Origin of the sequence: Aliivibrio sp. A6 (assembly GCF_028765505.1) — a bacterium.
Lineage (GTDB): Bacteria > Pseudomonadota > Gammaproteobacteria > Enterobacterales > Vibrionaceae > Aliivibrio > Aliivibrio finisterrensis_A.
Window position 1 is genome coordinate 1 of sequence record NZ_JARACR010000017.1, and the last position, 22,972, is coordinate 22,972.

Annotated in this window: 22 protein-coding genes and 1 pseudogene; 7 read left to right on the plus strand and 16 right to left on the minus strand. The window is 38.5% G+C overall.

Going from position 1 to position 22,972, the window contains the following annotated elements:
- Positions 1-405: pseudogene (locus tag PVK70_RS11190) on the minus strand (ISAs1 family transposase); the annotation flags it as partial.
- A gap of 189 nt (positions 406-594) precedes the next feature.
- The gene (locus PVK70_RS11195) at positions 595-1,068 is read right to left on the minus strand and encodes a MarR family winged helix-turn-helix transcriptional regulator (protein WP_130044854.1); all 474 of its coding nucleotides are present in this window, start codon (positions 1,066-1,068) and stop codon (positions 595-597) included.
- 297 nt (positions 1,069-1,365) lie between these two features.
- Here PVK70_RS11195 and PVK70_RS11200 point away from each other — a divergent pair, with 297 nt between their 5' ends.
- A complete protein-coding gene (locus tag PVK70_RS11200; RefSeq protein ID WP_130047025.1) occupies positions 1,366-3,228 on the plus strand; it encodes a PhoX family protein in 1,863 nt (620 codons plus the stop codon).
- A gap of 83 nt (positions 3,229-3,311) precedes the next feature.
- On the opposite strand, the gene PVK70_RS11205 is transcribed toward PVK70_RS11200, so the two are convergent.
- Positions 3,312-3,704 carry a 3D domain-containing protein gene (locus tag PVK70_RS11205; protein WP_130047024.1) on the minus strand — a complete coding sequence of 131 codons (393 nt, stop codon included), beginning with the start codon at positions 3,702-3,704 and terminating at the stop codon, positions 3,312-3,314.
- A gap of 139 nt (positions 3,705-3,843) precedes the next feature.
- Complete coding sequence (locus PVK70_RS11210; RefSeq protein WP_130047023.1) at positions 3,844-4,710, minus strand: LysR family transcriptional regulator; 867 nt, start codon at positions 4,708-4,710, stop codon at positions 3,844-3,846.
- Between the two features lie 115 nt (positions 4,711-4,825).
- Between PVK70_RS11210 and PVK70_RS11215 the strand changes: the two genes are divergently transcribed.
- Positions 4,826-5,200 (plus strand): nuclear transport factor 2 family protein, encoded by a 375-nt coding sequence (locus PVK70_RS11215; RefSeq protein WP_130047022.1) that lies wholly within the window; start codon positions 4,826-4,828, stop codon positions 5,198-5,200.
- Positions 5,201-5,304: 104 nt separating this feature from the next.
- On the opposite strand, the gene PVK70_RS11220 is transcribed toward PVK70_RS11215, so the two are convergent.
- Together PVK70_RS11220 and hdfR are read right to left on the minus strand one after the other, a co-directional pair.
- Positions 5,305-6,654 (minus strand): magnesium transporter, encoded by a 1,350-nt coding sequence (locus PVK70_RS11220; RefSeq protein ID WP_130047021.1) that lies wholly within the window; start codon positions 6,652-6,654, stop codon positions 5,305-5,307.
- 163 nt (positions 6,655-6,817) lie between these two features.
- Positions 6,818-7,678 (minus strand): HTH-type transcriptional regulator HdfR, encoded by an 861-nt coding sequence (hdfR, locus tag PVK70_RS11225; RefSeq protein ID WP_165367172.1) that lies wholly within the window; start codon positions 7,676-7,678, stop codon positions 6,818-6,820.
- Between the two features lie 130 nt (positions 7,679-7,808).
- Here hdfR and PVK70_RS11230 point away from each other — a divergent pair, with 130 nt between their 5' ends.
- Positions 7,809-8,150: a DUF413 domain-containing protein gene (locus PVK70_RS11230; RefSeq protein ID WP_130044846.1), complete on the plus strand. Its 342-nt coding sequence runs from the start codon at positions 7,809-7,811 to the stop codon at positions 8,148-8,150.
- Positions 8,151-8,218: 68 nt separating this feature from the next.
- Here the strand turns inward: PVK70_RS11230 and tesA are convergent, their stop codons facing one another.
- Positions 8,219-8,836: a multifunctional acyl-CoA thioesterase I/protease I/lysophospholipase L1 gene (gene tesA / locus PVK70_RS11235; protein ID WP_130047019.1), complete on the minus strand. Its 618-nt coding sequence runs from the start codon at positions 8,834-8,836 to the stop codon at positions 8,219-8,221.
- 171 nt (positions 8,837-9,007) lie between these two features.
- Here tesA and PVK70_RS11240 point away from each other — a divergent pair, with 171 nt between their 5' ends.
- The 4 genes from PVK70_RS11240 to PVK70_RS11255 all read left to right on the plus strand — a co-directional run bounded on the left by PVK70_RS11240 (position 9,008) and on the right by PVK70_RS11255 (position 13,427).
- Positions 9,008-9,688, plus strand: a complete 681-nt coding sequence (locus tag PVK70_RS11240) for an ABC transporter ATP-binding protein (protein WP_207215657.1) — start codon at positions 9,008-9,010, stop codon at positions 9,686-9,688.
- A gap of 1 nt (position 9,689) precedes the next feature.
- Entirely contained in the window at positions 9,690-12,167 is a 2,478-nt protein-coding gene (locus tag PVK70_RS11245; RefSeq protein WP_422836536.1) for an ABC transporter permease, read from the plus strand.
- A 353-nt stretch (positions 12,168-12,520) separates the two neighbouring features.
- Positions 12,521-12,892 carry a YgiW/YdeI family stress tolerance OB fold protein gene (locus PVK70_RS11250; RefSeq protein ID WP_130047017.1) on the plus strand — a complete coding sequence of 124 codons (372 nt, stop codon included), beginning with the start codon at positions 12,521-12,523 and terminating at the stop codon, positions 12,890-12,892.
- A gap of 97 nt (positions 12,893-12,989) precedes the next feature.
- A complete protein-coding gene (locus PVK70_RS11255; RefSeq protein WP_130060000.1) occupies positions 12,990-13,427 on the plus strand; it encodes a cytochrome b562 in 438 nt (145 codons plus the stop codon).
- 77 nt (positions 13,428-13,504) lie between these two features.
- On the opposite strand, the gene PVK70_RS11260 is transcribed toward PVK70_RS11255, so the two are convergent.
- From PVK70_RS11260 to PVK70_RS11300, 9 genes are all read right to left on the minus strand, one after another.
- Positions 13,505-13,732 (minus strand): glutaredoxin family protein, encoded by a 228-nt coding sequence (locus PVK70_RS11260; protein WP_012551652.1) that lies wholly within the window; start codon positions 13,730-13,732, stop codon positions 13,505-13,507.
- A 41-nt stretch (positions 13,733-13,773) separates the two neighbouring features.
- Complete coding sequence (locus tag PVK70_RS11265; protein WP_130047015.1) at positions 13,774-14,322, minus strand: DUF1415 domain-containing protein; 549 nt, start codon at positions 14,320-14,322, stop codon at positions 13,774-13,776.
- 86 nt (positions 14,323-14,408) lie between these two features.
- Positions 14,409-16,301 carry a sensor domain-containing phosphodiesterase gene (locus tag PVK70_RS11270; RefSeq protein WP_130047014.1) on the minus strand — a complete coding sequence of 631 codons (1,893 nt, stop codon included), beginning with the start codon at positions 16,299-16,301 and terminating at the stop codon, positions 14,409-14,411.
- Positions 16,302-16,445: 144 nt separating this feature from the next.
- Positions 16,446-17,090 carry a sugar transferase gene (locus PVK70_RS11275; RefSeq protein ID WP_130047013.1) on the minus strand — a complete coding sequence of 215 codons (645 nt, stop codon included), beginning with the start codon at positions 17,088-17,090 and terminating at the stop codon, positions 16,446-16,448.
- A gap of 15 nt (positions 17,091-17,105) precedes the next feature.
- A complete protein-coding gene (locus PVK70_RS11280; protein WP_130047012.1) occupies positions 17,106-18,290 on the minus strand; it encodes a glycosyltransferase family 2 protein in 1,185 nt (394 codons plus the stop codon).
- Positions 18,287-19,375, minus strand: coding sequence for a glycosyltransferase (locus PVK70_RS11285; RefSeq protein WP_130047011.1), 1,089 nt, complete (start codon positions 19,373-19,375; stop codon positions 18,287-18,289). The genes PVK70_RS11280 and PVK70_RS11285 overlap by 4 nt, the downstream gene beginning before the upstream one ends.
- A gap of 146 nt (positions 19,376-19,521) precedes the next feature.
- Positions 19,522-21,021 (minus strand): GumC family protein, encoded by a 1,500-nt coding sequence (locus PVK70_RS11290; RefSeq protein WP_274441455.1) that lies wholly within the window; start codon positions 21,019-21,021, stop codon positions 19,522-19,524.
- Positions 21,018-22,163 carry a glycosyltransferase gene (locus tag PVK70_RS11295; RefSeq protein ID WP_130047009.1) on the minus strand — a complete coding sequence of 382 codons (1,146 nt, stop codon included), beginning with the start codon at positions 22,161-22,163 and terminating at the stop codon, positions 21,018-21,020. Before PVK70_RS11295 ends, PVK70_RS11290 begins: the two co-directional genes overlap by 4 nt.
- Positions 22,153-22,920, minus strand: a complete 768-nt coding sequence (locus tag PVK70_RS11300; RefSeq protein ID WP_130047008.1) for an acyltransferase — start codon at positions 22,918-22,920, stop codon at positions 22,153-22,155. The genes PVK70_RS11295 and PVK70_RS11300 overlap by 11 nt, the downstream gene beginning before the upstream one ends.
- Positions 22,921-22,972 lie beyond the last annotated feature (52 nt).

Here is a 22,972-nt window from a genome sequence, read left to right on the forward strand (position 1 = left end):
ACTCAGCTCCTTTGAGCTAATGTAGTAACGGTACTCTAAATCTAGCTTCTTTCCTTTCTCAAAACGAAAGTTTTCAATCATTACTATGCTTTTTAGGCTAACCCAACGACTGAAGTCACCCTCAAGCTTGTTACTCCCTAATACATAACATTGACGTGATTCGATGCGTCCATGACTTTCTTCAAAAACAACAGAATCTGCCATGTTTGCTCGCTCTTTTGAAAATGCTTTTTCTATTGCTTTACGAAGTTTTCCTTGGTTACTTTTTACTGCAAGTAAGTAGTCTCCGCCTTTGTCAGTAATGACTTTTGCTATCTTGGTTTGACATGCCATTGCATCGATAGTTATCAATGCTCCCTTTATGTCGAGCATCTTTATCAATTCTGATATTGCCGTAATTTCATTTAAAAACAATCTATTGCGTTTAAACCAGTCATGATGCCCTCCCTAAAAAGGGAGTATATGGTCACAACTAAATGTGATCGTCAAATCGATCTTTAAATTGACTAAAAAACGTTCACGATCTCACCCCGGTAATAGAACAAGCCTCTAATGGTTAGAGGCTTTTATTTGAAATAGGCAATATAAAAAGGTTTAAATCTTTGCAATGCTTTCGAGTTGTAAAACAGGCGCGGCATCAATGTCTTCCGCATTCATCATAGAAGATACACGCTGCATTGAAGATAACAGCAAGCTTTGTTCCCATGATTCTAATTTATGGAATTTGTTGACAAAGTTATCTTGCAAAGAAAGGGGGGCATTATTGAGGAGTTCTTCCCCTCTCTCTGTTAAATGTGCATGAACCTTACGGCGATCAGATTCACTTCTAATGCGCTGAACGTACCCATTATGCTCTAATCGGTCAATGATAGTAGTCGTGGTAGCTTGGCTTACATTGGTATGATTTGATAGCTCTTTGATCGTTACGTTATGCATACTTTGAATCGCACGCATTAAAATGAGTTGAGGACCCGTTAATCCATATTCTTTATTCAATTTTTTCGATTGTAAATCGATAGCTCGAATTATCTGACGAATAGCGACTAAAACTTCTTCATGTTTATCCACGTAACAGGCCTTTGTATAAATGCAAAATTGAATGGTTTACAACGTTGTTGATTTTGGCATTGTACTGATGTTGGCACTATTCTCAATCTTTTATCTAAAGGATAGGTTGTTAACGTTAAAAATTTTTCTAAATTGAGCTATGAAAGAGATTATGACTCATTCGCCCATTCTTCTTTGTTTTAGACACGCAATAAAACCGTCATACCCCTTCAATAATTTTGTCATAAAACCCCTTTACGCTACTTCTGATTATATAAAACGTAGCTATAAAAATAACAATTTCAAAAGGGAAGTAGGATGAGCAATTTTGTAGAGAAAGAATCAGATTTTAGCAATATGGTGAGTGCACGTTTATCTCGTCGAGGTTTTTTAATGGGAACAGCAGCGGCAGGTGCTGGCGCTTTTTTAGCGTTAAACCCAGTAGCAAAAGCCATTGCTGGTAGTATGGATAGTTCGTTATTAAATTTTGAGGCTATTCCAACATCTACCAGTGATTCCATTATTCTTCCTAAAGGTTATAGCTCAAGTACTTTGATGTCGTGGGGCGATCCAATCTTTGCTAACGCTCCTCAATTTAACCCTAACGGTAAGCAAGACTCGAAAGCACAAGCACAGCAATTTGGTGATAATACCGATGGTATGAGTATATTCCCTTTATCAAAAGATCGCGCCATTCTTGCAGTCAATAATGAATACACCAATTATGAGTACTTGTTCGCGCATCAAGGCAAAGCGATGACGGCAGATGATGTTGCCAAAGCACAAGCTGCGGTAGGGATTACCATTGTTGAAATCGTAAGAAAGAACGGTCAATGGACGATGGATCCAACAGGTAAAGTCAACCGTCGTATTACCGCAAATACGGAAATGGAAGTGACAGGTCCTGCCGCAGGTCATGATTTATTGAAAACCAAAGCGGATCCAACAGGTAAAAAAGTATTGGGTACTTTTAATAACTGCGCAAATGGTGAAACGCCTTGGGGCACCTATTTAACTTGTGAAGAAAACTTTAATTCATTCTTTGGTTCAGAGAAAGCGGTAGAATTAACCCCTGATGACAAACGATACGGTGTAAAAGCCAAGCAAAGTAAATATCAATGGCATAACTTTGATGATCGTTTTGATGTTGCTAAAAACCCAAATGAACCAAATCGTTTTGGTTGGGTGGTTGAAATTGATCCGAATGATCCAACCTCAACCCCATTAAAACGAACTGCGCTAGGTCGATTTAAACATGAAAATGCCGCGTTAGTCGTAAACGATGATGGCCATGTCGTGGTGTATCTTGGTGATGATGAACGTGGCGAGCATTTGTATAAGTTCGTATCAAAAGATAAATACCGAGAAGGTAATAACGCAGCCAATCGTAACCTTCTTGAAGAAGGCACCTTGTACGTTGCTAAATTTGCAATGAAAGACGATAAGTTAGAAGGTGATGGCCAGTGGCTAGAACTCACTTATGGTAAAAATGGATTAACCAAAGAAAATGGGTTTAATAGTCAAGCTGAAGTGATGATTTTTACTCGTCGTGCAGCAACACAAGTAGGTGCGACCACAATGGACAGACCTGAATGGGTTGCCATTCATCCTGATAAAAAACACGTATTTTGTACACTAACTAATAATAAATATCGTGGTGTTAAAGAAGGGCAAGATATCGATGGCGTTAACCCACGAGCTGAAAACCATTACGGTCAAATCGTGCGTTGGGAGCCTACAAATGGCGATCATGTTAGTGATACATTCCAATGGGATTTGTACCTAATAGCAGGCAATCCAACGGTTCATAAAGGCAATTTGTACGCTGGTAGTGACAACATCAATAAGGACAATATGTTTAATAGCCCTGATGGTATTGGTTTTGATAAAGCAGGACGCCTATGGATTCAAACTGATGGCAATTACTCAAACAAAGGGGACTTTGCAGGGCAAGGTAATAATCAAATGTTATGTGGTGATCCTAAGACTGGAGAAGTGCGTCGTTTCTTAACTGGGCCGATTGGCTGTGAAATTACCGGACTTACTTTTTCTGAAGATCAAAAAACCATGTTTGTTGGTGTGCAGCATCCATCGGGGCATTTTCCACAAGGGGGGAATAACAAACCTCGTTCAACCATTGTGATGGTAACTAAAGATAATGGTGGAGTGATCGGCAGTTAGGATCGCTATATTTAGATATAAAAAAGTGGCTTCATAATGAGGCCACTTTAATTGAAAGTGTTGAAGTGATAGTTATTAAGTGTCTACTTATTTTCTTCTTCTACAGTCCAATGGATAACGACTTCTTTTTTACCCCACTGTCTTGCTTTCTCAACATCTTCACCCATGTAAATATCAATCTTCTTTTTCCAGCGCTTATTCATCTTATCTAGCACTTGGTATGTGCCCTCAAGTCCTTCGATTCTTACTTCTTGGTTATGCGTAAGCCCCATATCGATAAGATCTCTTGATACGGCAATGGATTTCATTCCTGGTTTAAGGGTATCACCCCAAGCAGCAAGATTTGGGGTGTCATCGGTTTCACCAACACTTGATGTGTATGCACTTGCGGTTACTTTTAGAGATTGTTCACCTCCTCCACAGCCAAAAAGTGATGTCATAGTGAGTGCTGCAAGAAGATAAAAACGAAATTTCATAATTTTTTCCTTTGAATATAAAGGGTTAATGCGTGATAAATGTATCCGTACATAATACCTTTTTCTTTGGTTGGTGCTTTGCTAAATATTGAGACAATTCATAATTCAATGAATAAAACGAAGTGTAGCAGGTAGATAACTAGGCTAATGCACTTTCAATGGCATCAATTGCCATTCTTACACTAATTGGAATTTGCCCATGAAAGGGATGAAGCGCATAGACATTCGACGCTTTCATTTCAAAAGTGGGTAATACTTCTTTTAACTCATCTTGATGTTGCAAATAGATAAACTCAGGAAGAAGCCCAATTCCGAATCCATTTTTTATTAAAGCTAAACTATTTTGAACCGTGTTGACTTGATGCGCAGCGATAAAGTTTATAACTCGGGTATTTTTTGTGGTCGTATTTATTAGCTGATGCGAAATTTGTTTTGATTGCCAGTGATTTGCAACATAAGGCAAGGCCTCAATGCTATCAATAGCAAACTCTGGATAGCCTTTGGCAATACATAATACGTCTTGTATGGTTCCAATGCGTTTCTGCTTTAGGTTACTTAATTTTGATTCACCAACACGGATAGCTAGGTCGATTTCTTCTTGCATCAAATCAAGCTGTCCATCATGCGCGATTAAGTTTAGTCCAACTTCTTTGTGCGTGTTAAATACGGAGCTAAGAGCAGGTATGACAATGCTACTCATTAAGGCGTGCGGAGCGGTGACAGACAATTTCCCTTGAGGCGATTCTTGCTGATGTAAGATATCACTCCATGCCTTTTCTGCTAATTTGTGCATCTCACAGCATTGTAGATAGAAATGCTCTCCAGAGGCGGTGAGCGATTGTTTTCTTGTCGTACGTTTGAGCAATGGAATAGCAAGTTCATGCTCTAGTTGCTTTAAGTGTTGGCTAATCACAGACTTAGATAGTTCCAATTTCTCAGCCGCTTTAGTGATTGATCCTGTTTCAACAATCGTCATAAAAAGGGTCATCTGTTTAAGTTTATTCATGCTCTTTTAAATCCTATTGTTCTATTTTATTAAACAGTGATTTCTTATTGGTTTGTTTTTCGGTTTTAATAATGCACGTATAGTTCATTTTATACAAACATTAGGAGAAACAATCATGGCTCAAGAACAAATTTTAGCAGCATGCAAAGCTGGCATTTCAGCATGGCAACAGGCTTTTAACTCTCAAGATGCAGCAGGGTGTGCAATACAATACGCTGAAAGTACGGTGATGGAAGCTCGTCCATTTGGTACATTTACAGGCCGCGAAGAGATCCAAGCATTTTGGCAAAACATTATGGATCAAGGTTTTGCTGATGTTGATTATACCGAAGTTAAATGGGAGCCAATCGGTGAAGATGGTTACCTATTAACGGCGAATTGGACGATGAACAAAGCATTTGGTGTTGTACATCGTGAACATTGGACAATTCAAGACGATGGTAAAGCACGTTTGATTTCTGATGACTTTGAAGTACAAGGCGAGCGTTAGAAAGCATTTTTTAGATTTTATTTTTGAAAGGTTTTAAAACAAAACACTGAACCAAAGGGATGATTCAGTGTTTATTTATTGGGGTTATTGTTACGATCTCGCATTTACATCATTACTAAACTTGCTGTTCCTAAGAAAGCGAAGAAACCAACAACATCAGTCACTGTTGTTAAAATTACAGAGCCAGCAAGTGCAGGATCTAACTTAAACTTATCTAAGGTGATAGGAATAAGAACCCCAAACAGAGCTGCGGTGATGATATTAACGATAATAGCCAGTGAAATAGTGGCACCTAACGTGAACGATTGGAACCATGCACCAGCAAGACCGCCGATGATTAATGACCATAACAAACCATTGATTGAACCAATCCCTAATTCATTTTTTAATAACGCAAAGCGGTTACCAGGGGTGATTTGATTGAGAGCCATCGCACGAACCATTAAGGTTAATGTTTGGCTACCAGCAATACCACCCATAGAAGCCACAATCGGCATTAATACGGCAAGCGCAACCACTTGCGTGATCACATCTTCAAATAAGCCAATCGTTACAGAGGCTAAGATAGCGGTTAGTAAGTTAATACCAAGCCACACGCCACGCTTTTTTGAGCTTTTAATGATAGGAGAGAAAAGATCGTCCCCTTCATCCATACCGGTACCGGCCATTAAGCGAGTTTCGTAAATTTCACGTTGAGTATTAATCGCAAATTGCCAATCAAGTTGCCCAATTAAGACATTATCGTCGTCGATAATCGCCACACTGGGTACGGCTGAGTGCTCAACGGCTTCAATACTTTCATTGAGAGGTTGGTGCACATTAAGCACTAAGCAATCTTCTAATTTCAATGTGTTGATTTTAACTGAATCATCAGCAGTCAAAATATCTGTGTATTGCACAATACCGTGAAATTTATGCGCTCGGTTAATCAAGTGCATATATTGATGCGATTGAAATAAATTAGTTTTTAATAGCTTTTTAGCTCGCCCAACACTGACATTAAAAGGTAATGTTGCAATTTTTCGGTCAGCCCAGTGACCCACTTCGTCATCTTCATACTGTTTTGCATCATCATATAAATCGAGTTCATCACGGCTGATAAGTTGTAAAGCAAGGCTGAATATTTCATCAGGCAGAGACTCCGCCCACTCAATTAACGATAAGTTATCCAGTTTAGCTAAGGTGAAGTTTAACTCTGCCTCTGACAGTTCTTCTAGAATTGCCACACGAGCATCAGCACGCATTTCAGTTAATACTTCAATGTGCATTTCTAATGGCAAGTGTCGCCATAATTGCACACGGTCATCAACGGGGAAAGATTCTAAAATACGCGCAATAGAACCCGTATCTAACCCATTTTCTACAAATTCACCCAGTAAGCTTATTTGTTGCTGTTGGTCGTCGGCATTGAATAGCGTTTCGAGTTGGAATGATAAATCTTGATGTTCGTTCAATGTCGTACTCCATAGATGGAAGCCTGTTTTCAAAAGGATATATGATTATAGTAATTAGATTTATTTTATTAAACCCTTTAATACAATGATTTATCTGAATGGCTGATAAAATTAAGGACTCCTTAGAGCCCCTAATTGTGTTGTTGTATTTTATAGCGAGAAATTAGACGCTTTTCGTTATCATATTAGGGTTAATTGCCGTGATTTGTTCAATAAGATCGGCTTTGTCGCTTTTTTCTTGCCACACTAAATATAGGGCTTGCTCCATAATTGGTGCGTTTTCAACCACATAAAGCTCACCATTTTCAACACTTTGATTAATCACAGGTGCAGGTAAATAGCCAACGCTTGGGTGGGCTATTAAATAATCTAGTGCCATTCTTGATGAATGAGTGTGCAGAATAGGTGTTTTCTGCAATTCATTTATTTTACTGTGTTGAATAGAAAAACGTGCTCCCCAATCTAAATAAACTAAAGGAAGAGGCTGAATACTGCTAATAGTACAATCGATTTGATTGGAGACTAATTGCAATTGATAATCACGAATTTTACATACACGGATACCATCAATTTTTGGTGGTTCACTGGTAATAAAAAGATCGACACTTTTATCAAGTAATGATTTAGCAAGTTCTTGTCGAGGTATGGATTCTAATCGAAGAGCCAATCCTTGAACGGCATCGTAAATACCGTTTATCCAATCAGAAATGCCATCAAATTCCCAAATGAGCGCACTTGCTCCAATAGTGATCTGAGAGTTATATTCTTCGGTTAATGCAACATCCTGCTTTGCTCGGCCCCATGTTTGTAAAATGGCTTCAGCATAAGGAAGAAGGCGCTCACCCGCAGCCGTTAATTGAACATTATGGCGCTGGCGAGTAAATAAAGGATTCCCTAGCTGTGATTCTAACTGACGCACACGGAAGCTCACGGCAGATTGTGTAAGAAATAAATGCTCTGCAGCACGTCCAAAATGACGCGTTTTTGTGACTTCTAAGAAGGTTTTAAGCAGATCAGTATCCAATGTTTTCATCTCTTTGATGGTGGTATTGGCCACAATAAAATATTTTAATTGAAAGCGCTAATATTTTTTGTTTTACAAGAGCCTCACTCTGATTTACATATACGTTTTTTGTGGTCACGAAGAAGCATCAATGAGAATAACAGCGAAATTTTATGATGATAAAAACTTCAAGAGAGGTTTTAGCCGTAGTGGTTTTACAATCCGTGAAGCAACGATTCTAGAAACGTATGGTCGAACCATGCAATCTTTGCTAAACGGTGTGTTTACGCCTGAATCAGACGCTGAGCACCGCTTTGTTGAACAGGTAAAGGATCAACCTACGGAGATCTCTGAATTTGCTCAGTGTTGGTTAAAGTATCAAAACAAGATTAACTTTAAACCGAAATTCTATACATTATGTGGTACACAGCGTTCGTCAGGAGATAATTCTGATGATAGTTCTGATGATTCACCATCAGATGATCTTGATTAAGTAACGCTTCAAAGCCCAATAAAAAAACCGGATATGTTGTATCCGGTTTTTTTGTAACTGAATTTATCCTATTTCAAGTAAGGCAATAACTCTTTCGCCATAAACGTTGCAATCCATGGTTGTGCTTCAGGTTTTGGATGCAGCCCATCCTTCATCATCCATTCTGGTTTTATGATCACTTCTTCTAAGAAAAACGGCAGAAGAGGAATGTCATGTTTCTCACTTAATGCGGGATATAGTGATCCAAATGCTTGGCTATAGCGTTTTCCATAGTTAGGTGGCACTTGAATTTGCATGAGTAACGGTTTTGCATTGGCTGCGTTAATTTGAGTAAACATACTCTCTAAATTCGCGTTAATTCTTTGTGGTGGAAAACCTCTCAAGCCATCATTAGCGCCCAATTCGATTAGGACGTAGCTAGGCTGATGCTGCTTCAGAAGGGTAGGTAATCGATCTAACCCATTTCCTGTTGTATCACCTGAAATACTGCCATTAACAACCTTGGTTATTTTACCTAGTTTTTCTAGTTGTAGAGGCAGCAGTGAAGGCCAACTTTGCTCAATTGGCATGTTATAGCCAGCACTCAAGCTATCACCAAGGATAAGTAAGGTTTCGCTATAGGCTTGCTTAACAATAAATAATTGACTGCTCATTAGAGCAATGAAAAGAGTGAGGATTTTACGCATGTTCAACCTTTAATTAATCGAGTCACAATAGAATAACAGAGTTCACGATTTTGACGTATAAGGATTAGTTAAAGAAGTGTAAAGGAAATTGATGATCGCGAGTCTATTGGGTATACAATACGCGTAATAGCATAAGAACTTAGATAGTAAGACCAACTTCAAAAGGAAAGGATAATGACCACAGCCATAAAAGTGAGTTCAGTAGGAAAATCAGTGATTTCAAATGATGCAGAACTCATCATTTTAAAAAATATCTCTTTTGACGTTCAGTCAGGTCAAAGTGTGGCGATTGTTGGTACATCTGGTGCCGGAAAATCAACCTTAATGACTTTGCTTGCAGGGCTAGATGTTCCGAGCTCTGGTGATATTGAGTTACTAGGACAAAGTTTATCTCAATTGGATGATGAGGCCCGCGCTCAAATTCGCAGTGAATCGATTGGTTTTGTTTTCCAAAGTTTCTTACTTATCCCTTCTTTAACTGCTCTTGAAAATGTCACCTTACCCGCAATTTTGCGTGGTGAAGGCGAGGACATTAACAAAGCAAAACAGTTACTTGCTTCTGTTGGACTTTCTGGACGAGAAACGCATTTGCCATCTCAACTTTCAGGCGGAGAGCAACAACGTGTGGCACTAGCGAGAGCGTTCATGACTCAGCCTCGTATTCTTTTTGCAGATGAACCAACAGGTAACTTAGATCAATCCACTGCGGAACATATTATTGAACTCTTATTTGAGATGAACCAAAAACATGGCACCACATTGGTTCTTATCACTCATGATCCCAAATTGGCAGAGCGATGTGAGCGAACACTTACCATCAATGCAGGACAGATCCACGAAGAGGTGAAGTGAAATGAAGGAAAAATCATTAGCGCCAAGCTCTTCTCGAAATAGAAAGTCTTCGGGGAAAAATCGAGCGTCTGGCAACAAAATGATATTACGTTGGAGTTGGTGTGAGATCTGGCAAGGACAGCTGTGGCCTGTAATGGCAGCATTAACCTTGATCGTTGCTTGTGTTGTCGCCTTATCTGCATTGGCGATTCGAGTAGAAAAAGTCATGACAGACCAAGGTCGATCCATGATGGCGGCTGATCTGGTGTTTAGTTCAGCTAATCCAATCCCTGAACTGATTTTGCAACAAGCGCATGACCAAAATTTAGTGTTATCTTCTCAAGTGCGTTTTCAAACCATGGCATTCAGTGATTCAGGAATGCAGTTAGTGAGTGTAAAATCGGTAGAGAGTAATTACCCACTTCGCGGTGAACTCTTATTAAACGGGGCTGATAACCAAATCCATAGCCAAGTTCAACCGGGAGAAGTGTGGATAGCTGATCGCCTTTTATCATTACTTGAACTCAATATTGGTGATGTGATTGCCATTGGTGATGCTGAACTGCCAATAAGCGGTGTGATTGAATCAGAACCAGAGTTAGCCTTTAATCCATTTAGAACCATGCCAAGTGTGTTTATTCATCAGGCAGATTTAGATAAAACAGGCGCTATTCAGCTTGGCAGTCGAGTTCAATATCGCAGCTTATTTAAAGGCAGTGACAGTGCAATCTCGTTACTACAAAGTGATTATGAATTGCAAGCAGGAGAGCGTTGGATAAGTGAAGAGACTCAAGGTCGAACCGCTGATCTAATGCAAAAAGCCAAACAGTATTTGTCACTGACTATCTTGATGGTGATATTAATGGCTGCCGTCACCTTGGTATTAACGTGTCAGCATTATGCGACCAGTCTTGCCAATACGGTAGCAATGTTAAAAAGCATGGGCGCAAGCAAGCAGTGGCTGAAACGTTGGTTATTAAGCCAAGTGGGTTTAATGTTCTTTACTGGTGTAGTCGCTGGGTCATTAATTGGCCTTGGTTTAGAGTTGCTATTACGCATCCCTCTTACGGGAATTTTACCAGAAGATCTACCAAGTTACGGTTGGCAGCCATTTGCGTTTGGTTCTGTCGTTGCGCTGCTTATCGGTTTACCTGCTTTAGGCATCCCACTACTGCGCTTATTAGACACTCCTGCGATAGCTGTACTTCAATCTCAAATAACCGCATCTTCTAAAAAAGGCTTATGGCTAATTGCGGTGCCAGTAGTCGCTTTCTTATTTATGTACGGAAATAACAGCCTAGTCTGGATGGTATCAGTTGGTTTAGTCGTACTGTTTGTCTTACTTGCTGGTATTAGCTATGGTTTAGTGCATCTGTTTGGACGCTTTAAATGGGGGGCAGCGATGACCTTAGCGCTTAGTCGCATTAAACGTTCTCCAAAAAACAGCATGATGCAATTAGCCGCATTGTCGGGTTCATTGATGTTAGTTGCCGTGATCTGGCTAGTAAGAACCGATTTATTGGGCGATTGGCAACAAACGCTTCCGCCTGATGCACCGAATGTATTTGCGATGAACATTGCGCCTTATGAGCAACAAGAATACTTACAAGCATTAGATAATGAAAAGCTAGATAGGTCGGATGGTTATCCAATTATTCGTGGGCGTTTAACTGAAATTAACGGTGAAAGTACTAAAGAGAAAATGAAAGGCGAAGGCCAAGGATCAGATGCATTACGTCGTGAAATAAACTTTACTTGGCGTAATGAATTACCGGTTCATAATCAAGTCACAGCAGGTACATGGACGAAAGAAAATGGAGTATCTGTTGAGCAAGACGTTGCTAATGATTTAGATATTAAAATTGGCGATACGTTGAGTTTTTCGGTAAACAGCCAACTCTTTTCTGCTGAGGTGAACTCTATTCGTGTTGTGGATTGGCAGAGCATGAAACCGAACTTCTATTTTATCTTTACGCCTGATGTGATTGCTGATTTACCTGCCACTTGGTTAGTGAGCTTTAAAGTCGATGACAACGAAAATACACTATTGAATCAATTAGCCCGTGATTATCCAACCGTGAGTTTGTTGGATTTTAGAACCATGGGTGGAAAAATCCAAGCGATGCTTGCTCAAATCACGTGGTCATTGAGCGTTTTAGCTGGTTTAGGCGTGGTGAGTGGCGTGTTGTTGATATTCACTTTACTGCGTTTAAGTCTGTATCAGCGTCAACGTGAAATTACCCTTTATCGAACCCTTGGAGCAAGCCGTCAGCGTATTAGCCAGACATTATGGAGTGAATACGGGGTCATGGCATTAGCCGCAGGCTTTGTTGCGGTAATGGGCGCAGAGGCAATCGTATTTAGCTTAGTGAAATGGGGCTTTAAACTTGAGCCAACATTGCACATAGGTATGTGGATTGTGTTGCCATTACTCGCCATGATGATTGTATTTATGAGTTTGGTCAGTGTGATAAAACAGTTACTAAAACCGTTAAAGTGAGTATTTATTTCAAGCTATCATATTCAGGTTTTAATTTATATTAAAGCCTGAATCTATTATTTTATTATGTTTGATTTTTTAAGTTAATCTTTAAATTAATATATACGTAACACCTATCATGTTAATTAAGGCGTTAATGGTTGTGTATTTATTGGTTACAGTAATGTTTTTGTGATAAATTAAAAATAAATCTAGGGGTTGATATAACTAAAAACTAGGCGTAATCTCTAAATGGATGTTTATTAAACCTACTATATATTTATAACTTTTTTTAAGTTAATAATAAAATAAAGTTACAAATATTAATGTAGTTTAAATTTCCATTGGTCTAATTACATTAAAGGTATTTAATTATGAAAAAGAGACATTTTCTATTTACACTAATATTATCTTGTTCATCAACTTTTGCATTGGCTAACGATCAAGCAGCGAATTATCAAGATGAGTTTTCAAAACCTGTTGATGGGATAAATACGGTAGAGTCAGTATTGAATGCCAGTACTGTTCTTGATGATACGCCAATCTTACTTACAGGGTATTTAGTGGAGCCTTTAGGAAAAGAAGTCTATGTATTTAAAGATGACACCGGAACATTAAATGTCAAAATTGATGGTGATAAAATGCCAACCTTACAAGTGAAACCAAACGACAAAGTGACGCTTAAAGGCGAGATAAATAAAGAACAGAATTACATTATTTATGTAGATAGCATTGCTGTTGATTAATAAAAATATGGGCTATTATGGTATTGAAACATATTAGTCCTGTGAGTATGAGAGGCAATACATTACACTGCCTCTCTTGCTTATTTAAAGGATTATTATGAAAACTTTATTTTTAACACTAGCCCTGACTTTTTCTGCGGGCGTTGCTGCCAATACAACGACTGAACCAACGAATATGATTGATGACCAATCAACGGTTGTAAGCACACCTGTTGATATGAAAGCCGTCATGAAAGAGATGAGATTAGAGTATAAGTTAGGTGAGCGAGCGACCTCTATTGAGGAGATGGCTAAAGCCGTTTCTAAATTAGAAGCGTTGATCAAACAGTTAAAGCAAGGCGAATATACCCCAGAAAAACAAGCGATGTACCAAGAAGGGTTTAATAAGTTATCGGCTTCTGTTGCGTTAGTTAAAACAGAGTTAGATGCGGGTGATTTAGAGAAAGCACAAGCGGCACTTGAGCAAGTTGATGAGCTGCGAGTTGAGTATCACAAAAAGCGTAACCCAAGCATTTGGAGTAAGATATTTGGGTAGAAAAGCACTCTTGTGAGTAAAAAAATGGAGCTAATCAGCTCCATTTTTGTTATTTACTATTCTGCGAGATAGAGCGACTAACTATTATACATCTTATCGAAATTCTTCTGATTCCAACCAACCATCACTTGATCACCAATCTTAAGAACAGGGATAGAACGAGCACCCATAGCTTGTAATTCCTTGCGCCCTCGTTGCATTTTTGCATTGGTCAATCTATATGCAATTTTTTTAGAATCAAGGTAACGCTGCGCATCTTTGCAATGCGGGCATTTGTCGGCGACATATAAAACAATGCGTTTCATTATAATCTCTCAGTTAAATCTAGTGATATAGGAAGCGTAGCTTACACAAATAGGTATGGGAAGAGTTTACGTCGCTCTTCTGCTGTTAACGCTTCTACTCGTGCAATGTTTGTATCTGGAATAGCTTCAGGGTTAGGGTAGTGTTTTAATACCTTTTCCATGCTCTCTTCACGAATAAGGTGAAGAACTGGATATGGAGAGCGATTTGTTAAATTCTCATCATCTTCAGGTTCAGCACCGCCAAAGCAGTAATCAGGGTGGAAAGTGGCAATTTGGTAAATACCTTCCCATTCTTGTTGTTTGATAAGCGCATCAACCCAATCTAAGAAGAAGTTATAATCCATAAAATCTTGCAACATATTAGGGATAGCAACTAGGGTTGTTTCTAATTCTTCAGCAGTTTTAGAATCTAAGTTCATCAGTTCTTGCAGAATATCTTCAAGCAAGACCTCTTCTGTTGTGGCCTCAGATACAAAAATTTTGATTTGTTTATTACGGTTTGGTTTTGCGGCAAAAGGACAAAGATTAAGGCCGATAACCACATCTTCCAACCATTGTTGAACGTCTTGCTCGATTTTTTGAATACTCATATCTGACTTATTACTACTCTTGTTATTTTCAGCAAGAATAACAGATTATTCATTTATTTTCTGTAATTAGAAAGACTAAAATTTATCTACATAAATCGAAAATAAGGAGTTCCAATTGAGGTTTGATTGAATAAACCTTCCTCAAATTTATCTGCAGTGATTGGTTTAGAATATAGGTAACCTTGAATTGAGTCGACACCTTCAAGCGTCACAAATCGTTCTTGATTATGATTTTCAATACCTTCAACAACCACTTTTAGCTTCAGTTTTTTAGCAATATTAATCATCGCACACACAATATTTTGATCGTTAGCGCAATATTCAACATTTTCAATGAAACTCTTGTCAATCTTGAGTGTATCAAAAGGGTATTTTTTAAGGTATTGAAATGAGGCATAACCTGTCCCAAAATCATCAAGTGCGATAGATACACCCATATTATGAAGTTGAGTTAATGTCTCAATAGCCAAAGCTTCGTCGGCAATTAATCCGCTTTCCGTGACTTCTAATTCAAGGTTTTTAGGTGGTAATTTATAAAGGTTTAATAATTGTTTAACGTGTTGTACAAAATGGGGATCTTTTAGTTGAACGGCAGAAATGTTCACTGCGGTTACTAAATTTGGAGAATGCAAAACCCATTCTGAAGTTTGTTGAATCGCGTTTCTTAATGCAAAGTTACCGAGCTCATAAATGAGGCCATTTCGTTCAGCAAGTTGAATTAATACTTCATTAGAAATGGCCCCTAATTGAGGATGATTCCAACGTAATAAGGCCTCACTACCTACCCAACGTTTTGTATAGGGACACACTTTTGGCTGGTAGCTCAAAAAGAGATCATTATTACGTACTGCTTCTAGCAGATAGGTTTCAATTTTATGCTCAGATAAACTTGATTTAATAGGCAAAGAACGGTCTGAAATAGTAAATGTTTTACCTAAACTTTGGCATTCAATAACCGTATTGTAGGCACATTTAAGCAAGTCGTTTCTAGACGTATTCTCTTTAGAGTGAACCGCACCGATATAACTTTGTAAATGTATTTTAGCCTCATTATTTGAAAAGCAAGCTTTACCAATTTCGGACAGATGTTGACAAAGTTTCGGTAACTTTTTTTTATCTGCATGGATAATTAACAGAATGTCTGAAGAGTCCAAACGGCCAGTGACTGAGGTGTCTGTTATCTTGGTTAATTTAGAACGATATTCTGTCAATAAGTGATCAAATGTAGAGTGCCCATGCTCTTGTTGTATCGTTCTGCTGTTAGCAAAGTGGATATGTAATAAAACAAATTTTTGATTACTGTTAATGAGTTTATCTATATGGCGGTATAAAGCGAAAGCATTAAGAAAACCAGTCCCAATATCATGATTTTTATGGTATTTAACTTTTTGCTCAGCCGCTCGTCGGCAATCAATTTCATTCGCAAGTTGGCTATTTATTTCATTGATGCGTTTATTGTTCTCTGTAATTTCTAGTTGCAGTTTCTTATGGTTATGCAGAAGCTCAGTATGTTGGAATAAAATATTGAGCTGAGCTTCAATGGATTTTTGATAGGTTTCTAATAAATGTTGATGCGTAGGTGCAAATGTATTTTCTTTGCTATCAAGGATGCAGATGGTGCCAAAAGGGGTATTGTCAGGCCAAAAAAGCGGCAAACCGCAATACGCAATCATATTTAATGCTAAATCAGGGTTATTAGCCCAATTAGGGTCGTTAAGTGCATTAGGAACGATCAGTTTTTGTCTGTGTTCCAAAACATGTTTGCAGTATAAGTTTTGATGTAATGCTTCTTTATCACCGACTGAATATGGGTTCTCTAACGACGCATTGGCTGCGAATACTTCAATTTCCTGTTCATGAATACGCATAACAAGAGCAACAGGTACCTGAGCAAGTTCAGCAAGAACATTTAGCATGGTTTGCCAATCTTGCTGAATTTTTTCAGGAATAATAATCGAAGACGTTAAAGGCTTCTGCATTGTCTAAGGTACCTAGCAACCAGTAAATAATATAGTGTTCATATTATCAGCTAACGATAGGCTCTGTAGGTCTCATTTTTAATACTGTGATCTCTTACATTTATTGTCATTCTTAATTGATGTGATTATTCAGCCAACTTAACATCATTGACCACGAGCAAAAAACATCACTTTTACAGTCATTAGTAGGATATACATGTCTGATTTTATCCAACTGGAAATTGAGCTAAGAGAAAGTGCATAGCTATGATCAAATCCCACTTTAGATCGTACATCTTCTATGCACGTATCATAGCCCTGGTTTACTTGGGCAAGCCCTGTAATTCCAGGTAAAACGCCATAGGTACGTTCACTAAAATAAGGGATTTCTTGCTCAAGTTTATTATAAAATGTCGGTCTTTCAGGTCTTGGTCCCACAAGAGACATATCACCATTCAGTACATTAAAGAATTGTGGTAATTCATCTAAGCGTGTTTTTCTTAAAAATTTACCAACGAGAGTTACTCTTGCGTCCCCTTTAGTTGCTAATGTTGCTCCTGTTACTACTTCGGCATCCTGGACCATGCTTCTGAATTTAATCATTTCAAACACATCCACTTGGTCTGGCATTGCTTTGCCAACTCGTAATTGGCGGTAAAATACGGGGCCTTTTGAATTGAGTTTGATAGCCAAGGCAATAAAAGGAAATAAAGGAAGAGTAAGTAATAATCCAATCAGCGATAAACTCACATCAAAAATGCGTTTAGCGCGAATAATCGGTTGGTTAACTGTGTAATAAGAATCCATCATGATCAGCTCCTTTTATTATTTGCGTACACGAGTCCAAGAAGATTTTGGTTTATTGAACAGATAGTTAAGACCGCCAAGCAAATTAGCAGTATGGCCAATGACAAAATAAGTTAAGGTTTGGCAATATTTATTGGAGAAAATACGAGGGAATATAAAGCCCATAAGAGCGATACCATACCCAAGAGTTTGCCCAATAAATGCGATAAAAAATAGTGGATTAGATAATAGCAAGACTGAACCAATATAGGCTGATACCATAAAGTAGGGCATGGTAAATCGAAGCCCTTTGCCTGAGAAAAAGGTAAAGGCAGTTCCCTTATATTTTGGGCTAAGTAAAGGAAATAGACGCAATAGTTGTTGAAAATTGCCTGCTGATATTCTTAGTCGTCGCGCAAAGTCTTCTTCTTGCATTACATGCTCAAGTTCTAATGCTCGAATACTCGGTTCGTAAATCGCACGGTAACCTTGTTCTACGATTTTCATTGGTAAAATAAAGTCATCATTAATCGTATCGTCATCTAAAGTGACAAATAATTCAGATCTAAAGAGATAAAATGCGCCGTGTGATCCTAGACTTGAGCCTAGTGTCGCCTCTTGTTGTTTAATTCTGGTTTGGTATTCCCAATAATTCTTTTCGCCTTCAGAACTTGGAACCAGTAAATGATAGGTTGGGTTAACCACACCAACGTTTGGGTTTTCAAAGTGTGTTGCTGCAATTAATAGTGCGTCGTAAGAGAGTAGTGCAGAAACATCACTGAGCGCAATAATATCGCTACTGTATTGAGGAATTAATTGGTTAAGTAATGCCACTTTTCCTTGGTTATTTTCAAATGATAATATTTCGATATGCACATCCGAACAAATAGCCTCCTGTATCGTATTTTGAGCAATGGATACCGTATTATCTGTACAGCCATCACAAGCAATAATAATGGTGAGTTTGCTAGATGGGTAATCAATACATGCGACGTTTCTAATTTTATCAGCTATCCATTCTTGTTCATTATAAGCAGGAATAATCATAGTCATTGTTGGCAATATGCGATCTTTATTCGATTGATGAAACCCTCTTGGTGTTATTTTTACACCGTCCTGTGGGTGCTTTTTTGAAAACCAATATAAGAATACTGGATACAAAGCATGATGATATATAACAGCAATAATACTGATAGAGGTTACGATGATAAGAAAGTTATTCATATAGTCGCTCCTGGAAAGTAAAGGGCTTCATACGCACTTGCCATAGATTTTGCATTGTTATGTTTGAGAATAAATTCTCGTGGGCTGCCCTGGAAAGCTCTTTTGGTTATATCATTGATAGCGCAAGTTAAAGTTATAGGTAAATTACTGTTTACTAATTGGCTATGTTGGGGGCATAGAGTTTCAGATACTCCACCGACATTATTGGCCACACAAGGAATACCACAGGATTGCGCTTCTAAGGTTGACAGTGGAAAGCCTTCGTTATTTGAAGGTAGGCAAAATAGGTCTAATGCTTGATAGAAGGTTGGCATATGGTCTATATGACCAAGAAAATGAACTCTGTCTTCTAGTTTGTACTGTATGACTAAATTGTGTAAATATTCTTTCTCCCCTCCTGAGCCAGCAAGAAGTAAATGATATTTTTTATCAAGAAAAGCCATAGCCTCAATGAGGTTTGATTGCCCTTTAATTAATTCTAGGCGAGCAGCATTACCCACAACAATAGCGTTACTTGGTAGGTATACACCTAGTGCTTTCCGTGCTTCTATTTTATTTCCAATATTGAATTTATAAGGGTCAATTCCGTTTTTTATCGTATAAATAGGGTAGCTTTGGAAGACAGTGTTTAAGGTTTTTTTTACAAAATCAGCATCAGCGACCAATGTCGGTTTCGACAAAAAGAGAATTAGCTTTTGTATGTAACGATCTTTTTTTTCATTTAAATGCCAAGCATCATGTTCTGTATGAATATGTTGAACTTTAGTACTTAGTTTCGCTGCCAAGCCAGAATATAGCATAGGGCCAATATGGTGAGAATGGACTACATCGACATTATATCGAGTAAAAATACGGACGAGTTGTTTTATTACTTTTACTGATATACCTGGAGCTTTATCTAAACAGATTATCTGCTCTTGATATTGAACCAATCTTGGCCAGCGTTTAATTGTGCTAAGGAGTTCACCTTCTAAGCTCACTACCATAATGCGGTAATTTGGATTAGTAAATGCCAACATATCTAACACCATAGTTTCTAGCCCTCCAGGGGAAAGATGCTGAACAACATGAATAATTGTTTTCATAGTAAGCTCCTTATTCTTATTTGTTTTAATAGAACTGCAGAGTTTGTGCCATAAAGTTTAGTGTTAATTTTCAATCTGTTATGTGTTTATTTTTATTGATTTGCAAATTGAGAATGAATATAGAAATCGTTTTGATGAAATTATAATTAATTTGAAAATGGACGTGACGTATAGTTGCTATTGAGTGTCGGCTGTTTATCTTTGAATAGGTGAAAGCATTTAACGGGTTGAGGTGGAATACGACTTAAGACAGGCGCATCACTTAACTTCTGTATTTCATCTCTTCTTCGTATTGTGGTATCACATAGTTCAGCAATAACGGCCATTCCTATGCCAAGGCCAATACCTCCAATTAACCCAGCAATAGCAAAGAGAATATTGGATAAATTTGACGGGCTATTTGGTGTGTAGGGCCTATCTATTATTTTTACTCGTTTTTCTTGCTCAAAGACACCAAGAGAGTGAGTTAATTTCGCCATTTCAAATCGCTCTACTAAGTCATTGTATAGCTCTCGCTTTAAGACTAAGTCTCGTTGCAGTTGGTATAACTCTTTTTCATTCTCACCAAATTGCGATGCTTGTACTTCCATATCCTTGATCATGCTTTCGAGAATTCGCGTTTCTTCGCTTAAGGCGTCGACTTTACTAGTGGCCTTTTGTAGTTCCTCAAGTTGAGAGAGCAAAATAGGTGGCGCTTTGGCAAGAGCTTCAACACTATTGCTGCTGGCAATATCCCACAGTTGCTCACTACTTAATCCTGGTTGAGTTTGAGAGAGCAGACGAGTTCGTTCTTCTTCTAGTCGATTCAGGTTTCTTAATTTGCCCTGAACTTTACTGTGCTGAGGGGTGTATTTGGCTTGAAGTAGGGTTAACTCTCCACGAATTCGAATGATTTGTTCTTCTATTTTACCTATAACTGGATTAGTTTTTGATAATTGTAAGTCAATAGACCCTAAGCGTTTTTTAGCACCAGCAAGCTCTGCCTGACGCTCATATAAGCGTTGTTTGAGTTTGGTTAAGCGATCTAAACTGGTAATTTGCATTTCAGGAAGAATCGTATTTTCACGGCTTTTAAATTCCGCTAGTCTTCCTTCTGCAAGGTCCAATTCTGCGCGGCGTTGATCTATATTGTCTGATAGGAATTGACTTGAATCTGTCATAGATGATCGCTCTGGCGCCAATAATTGTTCAGTAAAATGACGGCTCACGGCTTCTAAGGTCTCTTTCATACCTTCAGGTTGGTTAGATTGGTAATCAATACGAAATAAATCTTTCCCCACCATGTTGACCGATAAACTATCAGATAAGCGAGCAATGGCATTATCAATGGCTTGAGGTGACATTGATTCATGCACATAACCTCTTTCTTTAGCGACGAGTCCTAAAATATGTCGACTGTGCAATAAGGTTTGTAGTGAGCTTAAACGTTCTTTTAGCATGGTTGATACCGCTAAATCCTCAAGAAAAGGGTTCATTTTTGCAGTTTCTTGAATAAGCATACTGGTATGAGAGTCGTAATATTTTGGTGCCAATTTACCAATCACTAATCCGATAAGTGGCATCAGTAAAATAGGAATAGCGATCAGATAGCGACGACGCCATGCTGATTCAAACATAATAAGAAAACGTTGGCTTAATGTGATCATAATGCCTCCAACCAAGCCTCAAGTTGCTTAGCTTTTGCTTGCCATGTATGTGACTTGATGAGCTGAGCTTGCTGCTGTATTTGTTTGCTACGTACCTCTGTATTGTATTTTAACCATTCTTGCTGAATTGAATTTAATGCTAAGTTGAATTCAGTTACTGAATTTACAGTGTGAATCGCTGATTTATATGGGCGTAACGCCGGAAAATCAGTACTGATAATGGGGGTTCCTGTTGCTAGATATTCCAAAAGTTTAAGTGGATTACAGGCCCTTATTTGTTCGTTATCAATAAATGGCAATAGACTTACTTGCCAATGCTGACTATAACGTGGCAATTGGCTATGAGGTTTTGATCCCATAAGATGTACATTTTCACGTGGTGTTATTGGGTTATAAGCTAATTCATTTTGTCCAATAAAAACAAAGTGCCAATCTGGATTGATTTCAGTGATTTGATTAATTAGCGCATAGTCGATCCATTTGGATAAACTGCCATAAAATCCCGCAATGGGCCTGCCATCTTTAGGTAAATCTTTTGCTCTAAAAACGGGTTGGTTAAATAGAGTAAAATCGACACCATGAGGTAAGAATTGTACTTTTTCTTCAGGAAATTTATGGCATAGCGTTGGGCTCGCCGCGAGAATTAGGTCTGATTTTTGTATGAGTTTTTGTTCATGTTGAAGAACAATGTCATGATCAACACCAGCCAATGCACCAAAATCATCTCCGCAGTAATACACAATGCCTGACTCTCCTAAACTGCCACAAACATCCGCAACAGTAGGAAGAGAGGTCCATAAGATTGGACGGTGAAGCTGGGCTTTTTTTATGATTGGTTTTAATTGCTGAACAATTAGCTGCTTGGCTACCCAACGCGTAAACTTTCCTTTTGGTGCTGGAATTGTTTTTAAATTCACGGTTTGAAAAGGGGCCGATTGATTTTCTTCTTTGATGTCTGTGGTGGTTTTTGTCAGTTTAGTCCACACACGTTTAATATCATGTAAAGACCAATTAGGTTGACGCAACCCAATGGAGTTTATCCAAATCACTTTACGAGTGAAGGATAATTGTTTAATTAAATGTTGGGTACTAGAGGGTAAACCACCCCAATCTTCGCCAAAAACGATAAGATCACGCTTCATAATTAACTTCCTCTTTGCTAGTACTTGAGGTTGTTTTTGAGGAGCTTATATCTAGAGGTTTAATGACTTTTGCAGGGTTTCCTCCAGCTAATACAAAGGGGGGCAGACTTTTGGTTACCACGCTGCCAGAGGCAACAATGGTGCCTTCACCCACCGTCACATTACCAATAATACTGACACGAGAACCAAGCCATACGTCTTTTTCTAAAATAATGTCCCCGACTTGGCTGTCTAAATCGGCTTTACCACGTGCTCGTTCTGTAGGATCAATTGGGTGTCCGGGGTAGCCACAAAGGAAGCCTTGCCCCGCAATACGCACGTTATCGCCAATAACCACTTTATTGCCAACCGCAATGGTGGTTTGCCAGCAAATATCGACATTATCGCCTACGGTGAGAGTGGGGTTAGCAGAGTTTGTGCGACCGCTAAAGGTAGTTTGCCCAGAGATGCGACAATCATTACCTATGGTCATAGCCAGTGGACCGCTAAAAAAGGGTAAGCCGCCGTATAGCAGTGTGCGTTTACCATAGCTATTTAATCGCCCTTTAAATGCAGGAACATAAAATACAAGATGGGTAAAAGCTTGCCATTGAGTAATGATGGTTTTATGTAGCCCATAAAAGAGCTTATTAAGTATTTGAGGCGTTGGTAGCTCAAAGTGACGAATGGCTTTAGCAATGTGAAATAGCGTTGTTGCTAATGGACTCTCACCATTTTTTAGCCATTTCTTTAGACGATAGACAGATAATGTACTCATAATGGCATTCCTTTTTTGATAACTCTTATAAAGAGTGTTTCATGGATTGTGC

Excerpts from the sequence above, each read along its gene's own strand:
- PVK70_RS11230 (WP_130044846.1), top strand. The coding sequence starts at position 7,809 with ATGAGAATAACAGCGAAATTTTATGATGATAAAAACTTCAAGAGAGGT.
- PVK70_RS11255 (WP_130060000.1), top strand. The coding sequence starts at position 12,990 with ATGAAAACTTTATTTTTAACACTAGCCCTGACTTTTTCTGCGGGCGTT.
- PVK70_RS11200 (WP_130047025.1), top strand. The coding sequence starts at position 1,366 with ATGAGCAATTTTGTAGAGAAAGAATCAGATTTTAGCAATATGGTGAGT.
- PVK70_RS11260 (WP_012551652.1), bottom strand. The coding sequence starts at position 13,732 with ATGAAACGCATTGTTTTATATGTCGCCGACAAATGCCCGCATTGCAAA.
- PVK70_RS11285 (WP_130047011.1), bottom strand. The coding sequence starts at position 19,375 with ATGAAAACAATTATTCATGTTGTTCAGCATCTTTCCCCTGGAGGGCTA.
- PVK70_RS11275 (WP_130047013.1), bottom strand. The coding sequence starts at position 17,090 with ATGATGGATTCTTATTACACAGTTAACCAACCGATTATTCGCGCTAAA.
- PVK70_RS11245 (WP_422836536.1), top strand. The coding sequence starts at position 9,690 with ATGAAGGAAAAATCATTAGCGCCAAGCTCTTCTCGAAATAGAAAGTCT.
- PVK70_RS11210 (WP_130047023.1), bottom strand. The coding sequence starts at position 4,710 with ATGAATAAACTTAAACAGATGACCCTTTTTATGACGATTGTTGAAACA.
- PVK70_RS11270 (WP_130047014.1), bottom strand. The coding sequence starts at position 16,301 with ATGCAGAAGCCTTTAACGTCTTCGATTATTATTCCTGAAAAAATTCAG.
- PVK70_RS11280 (WP_130047012.1), bottom strand. The coding sequence starts at position 18,290 with ATGAATAACTTTCTTATCATCGTAACCTCTATCAGTATTATTGCTGTT.
- PVK70_RS11215 (WP_130047022.1), top strand. The coding sequence starts at position 4,826 with ATGGCTCAAGAACAAATTTTAGCAGCATGCAAAGCTGGCATTTCAGCA.
- PVK70_RS11290 (WP_274441455.1), bottom strand. The coding sequence starts at position 21,021 with ATGATCACATTAAGCCAACGTTTTCTTATTATGTTTGAATCAGCATGG.
- PVK70_RS11295 (WP_130047009.1), bottom strand. The coding sequence starts at position 22,163 with ATGAAGCGTGATCTTATCGTTTTTGGCGAAGATTGGGGTGGTTTACCC.
- PVK70_RS11265 (WP_130047015.1), bottom strand. The coding sequence starts at position 14,322 with ATGAGTATTCAAAAAATCGAGCAAGACGTTCAACAATGGTTGGAAGAT.
- PVK70_RS11300 (WP_130047008.1), bottom strand. The coding sequence starts at position 22,920 with ATGAGTACATTATCTGTCTATCGTCTAAAGAAATGGCTAAAAAATGGT.
- PVK70_RS11250 (WP_130047017.1), top strand. The coding sequence starts at position 12,521 with ATGAAAAAGAGACATTTTCTATTTACACTAATATTATCTTGTTCATCA.
- tesA (WP_130047019.1), bottom strand. The coding sequence starts at position 8,836 with ATGCGTAAAATCCTCACTCTTTTCATTGCTCTAATGAGCAGTCAATTA.
- PVK70_RS11205 (WP_130047024.1), bottom strand. The coding sequence starts at position 3,704 with ATGAAATTTCGTTTTTATCTTCTTGCAGCACTCACTATGACATCACTT.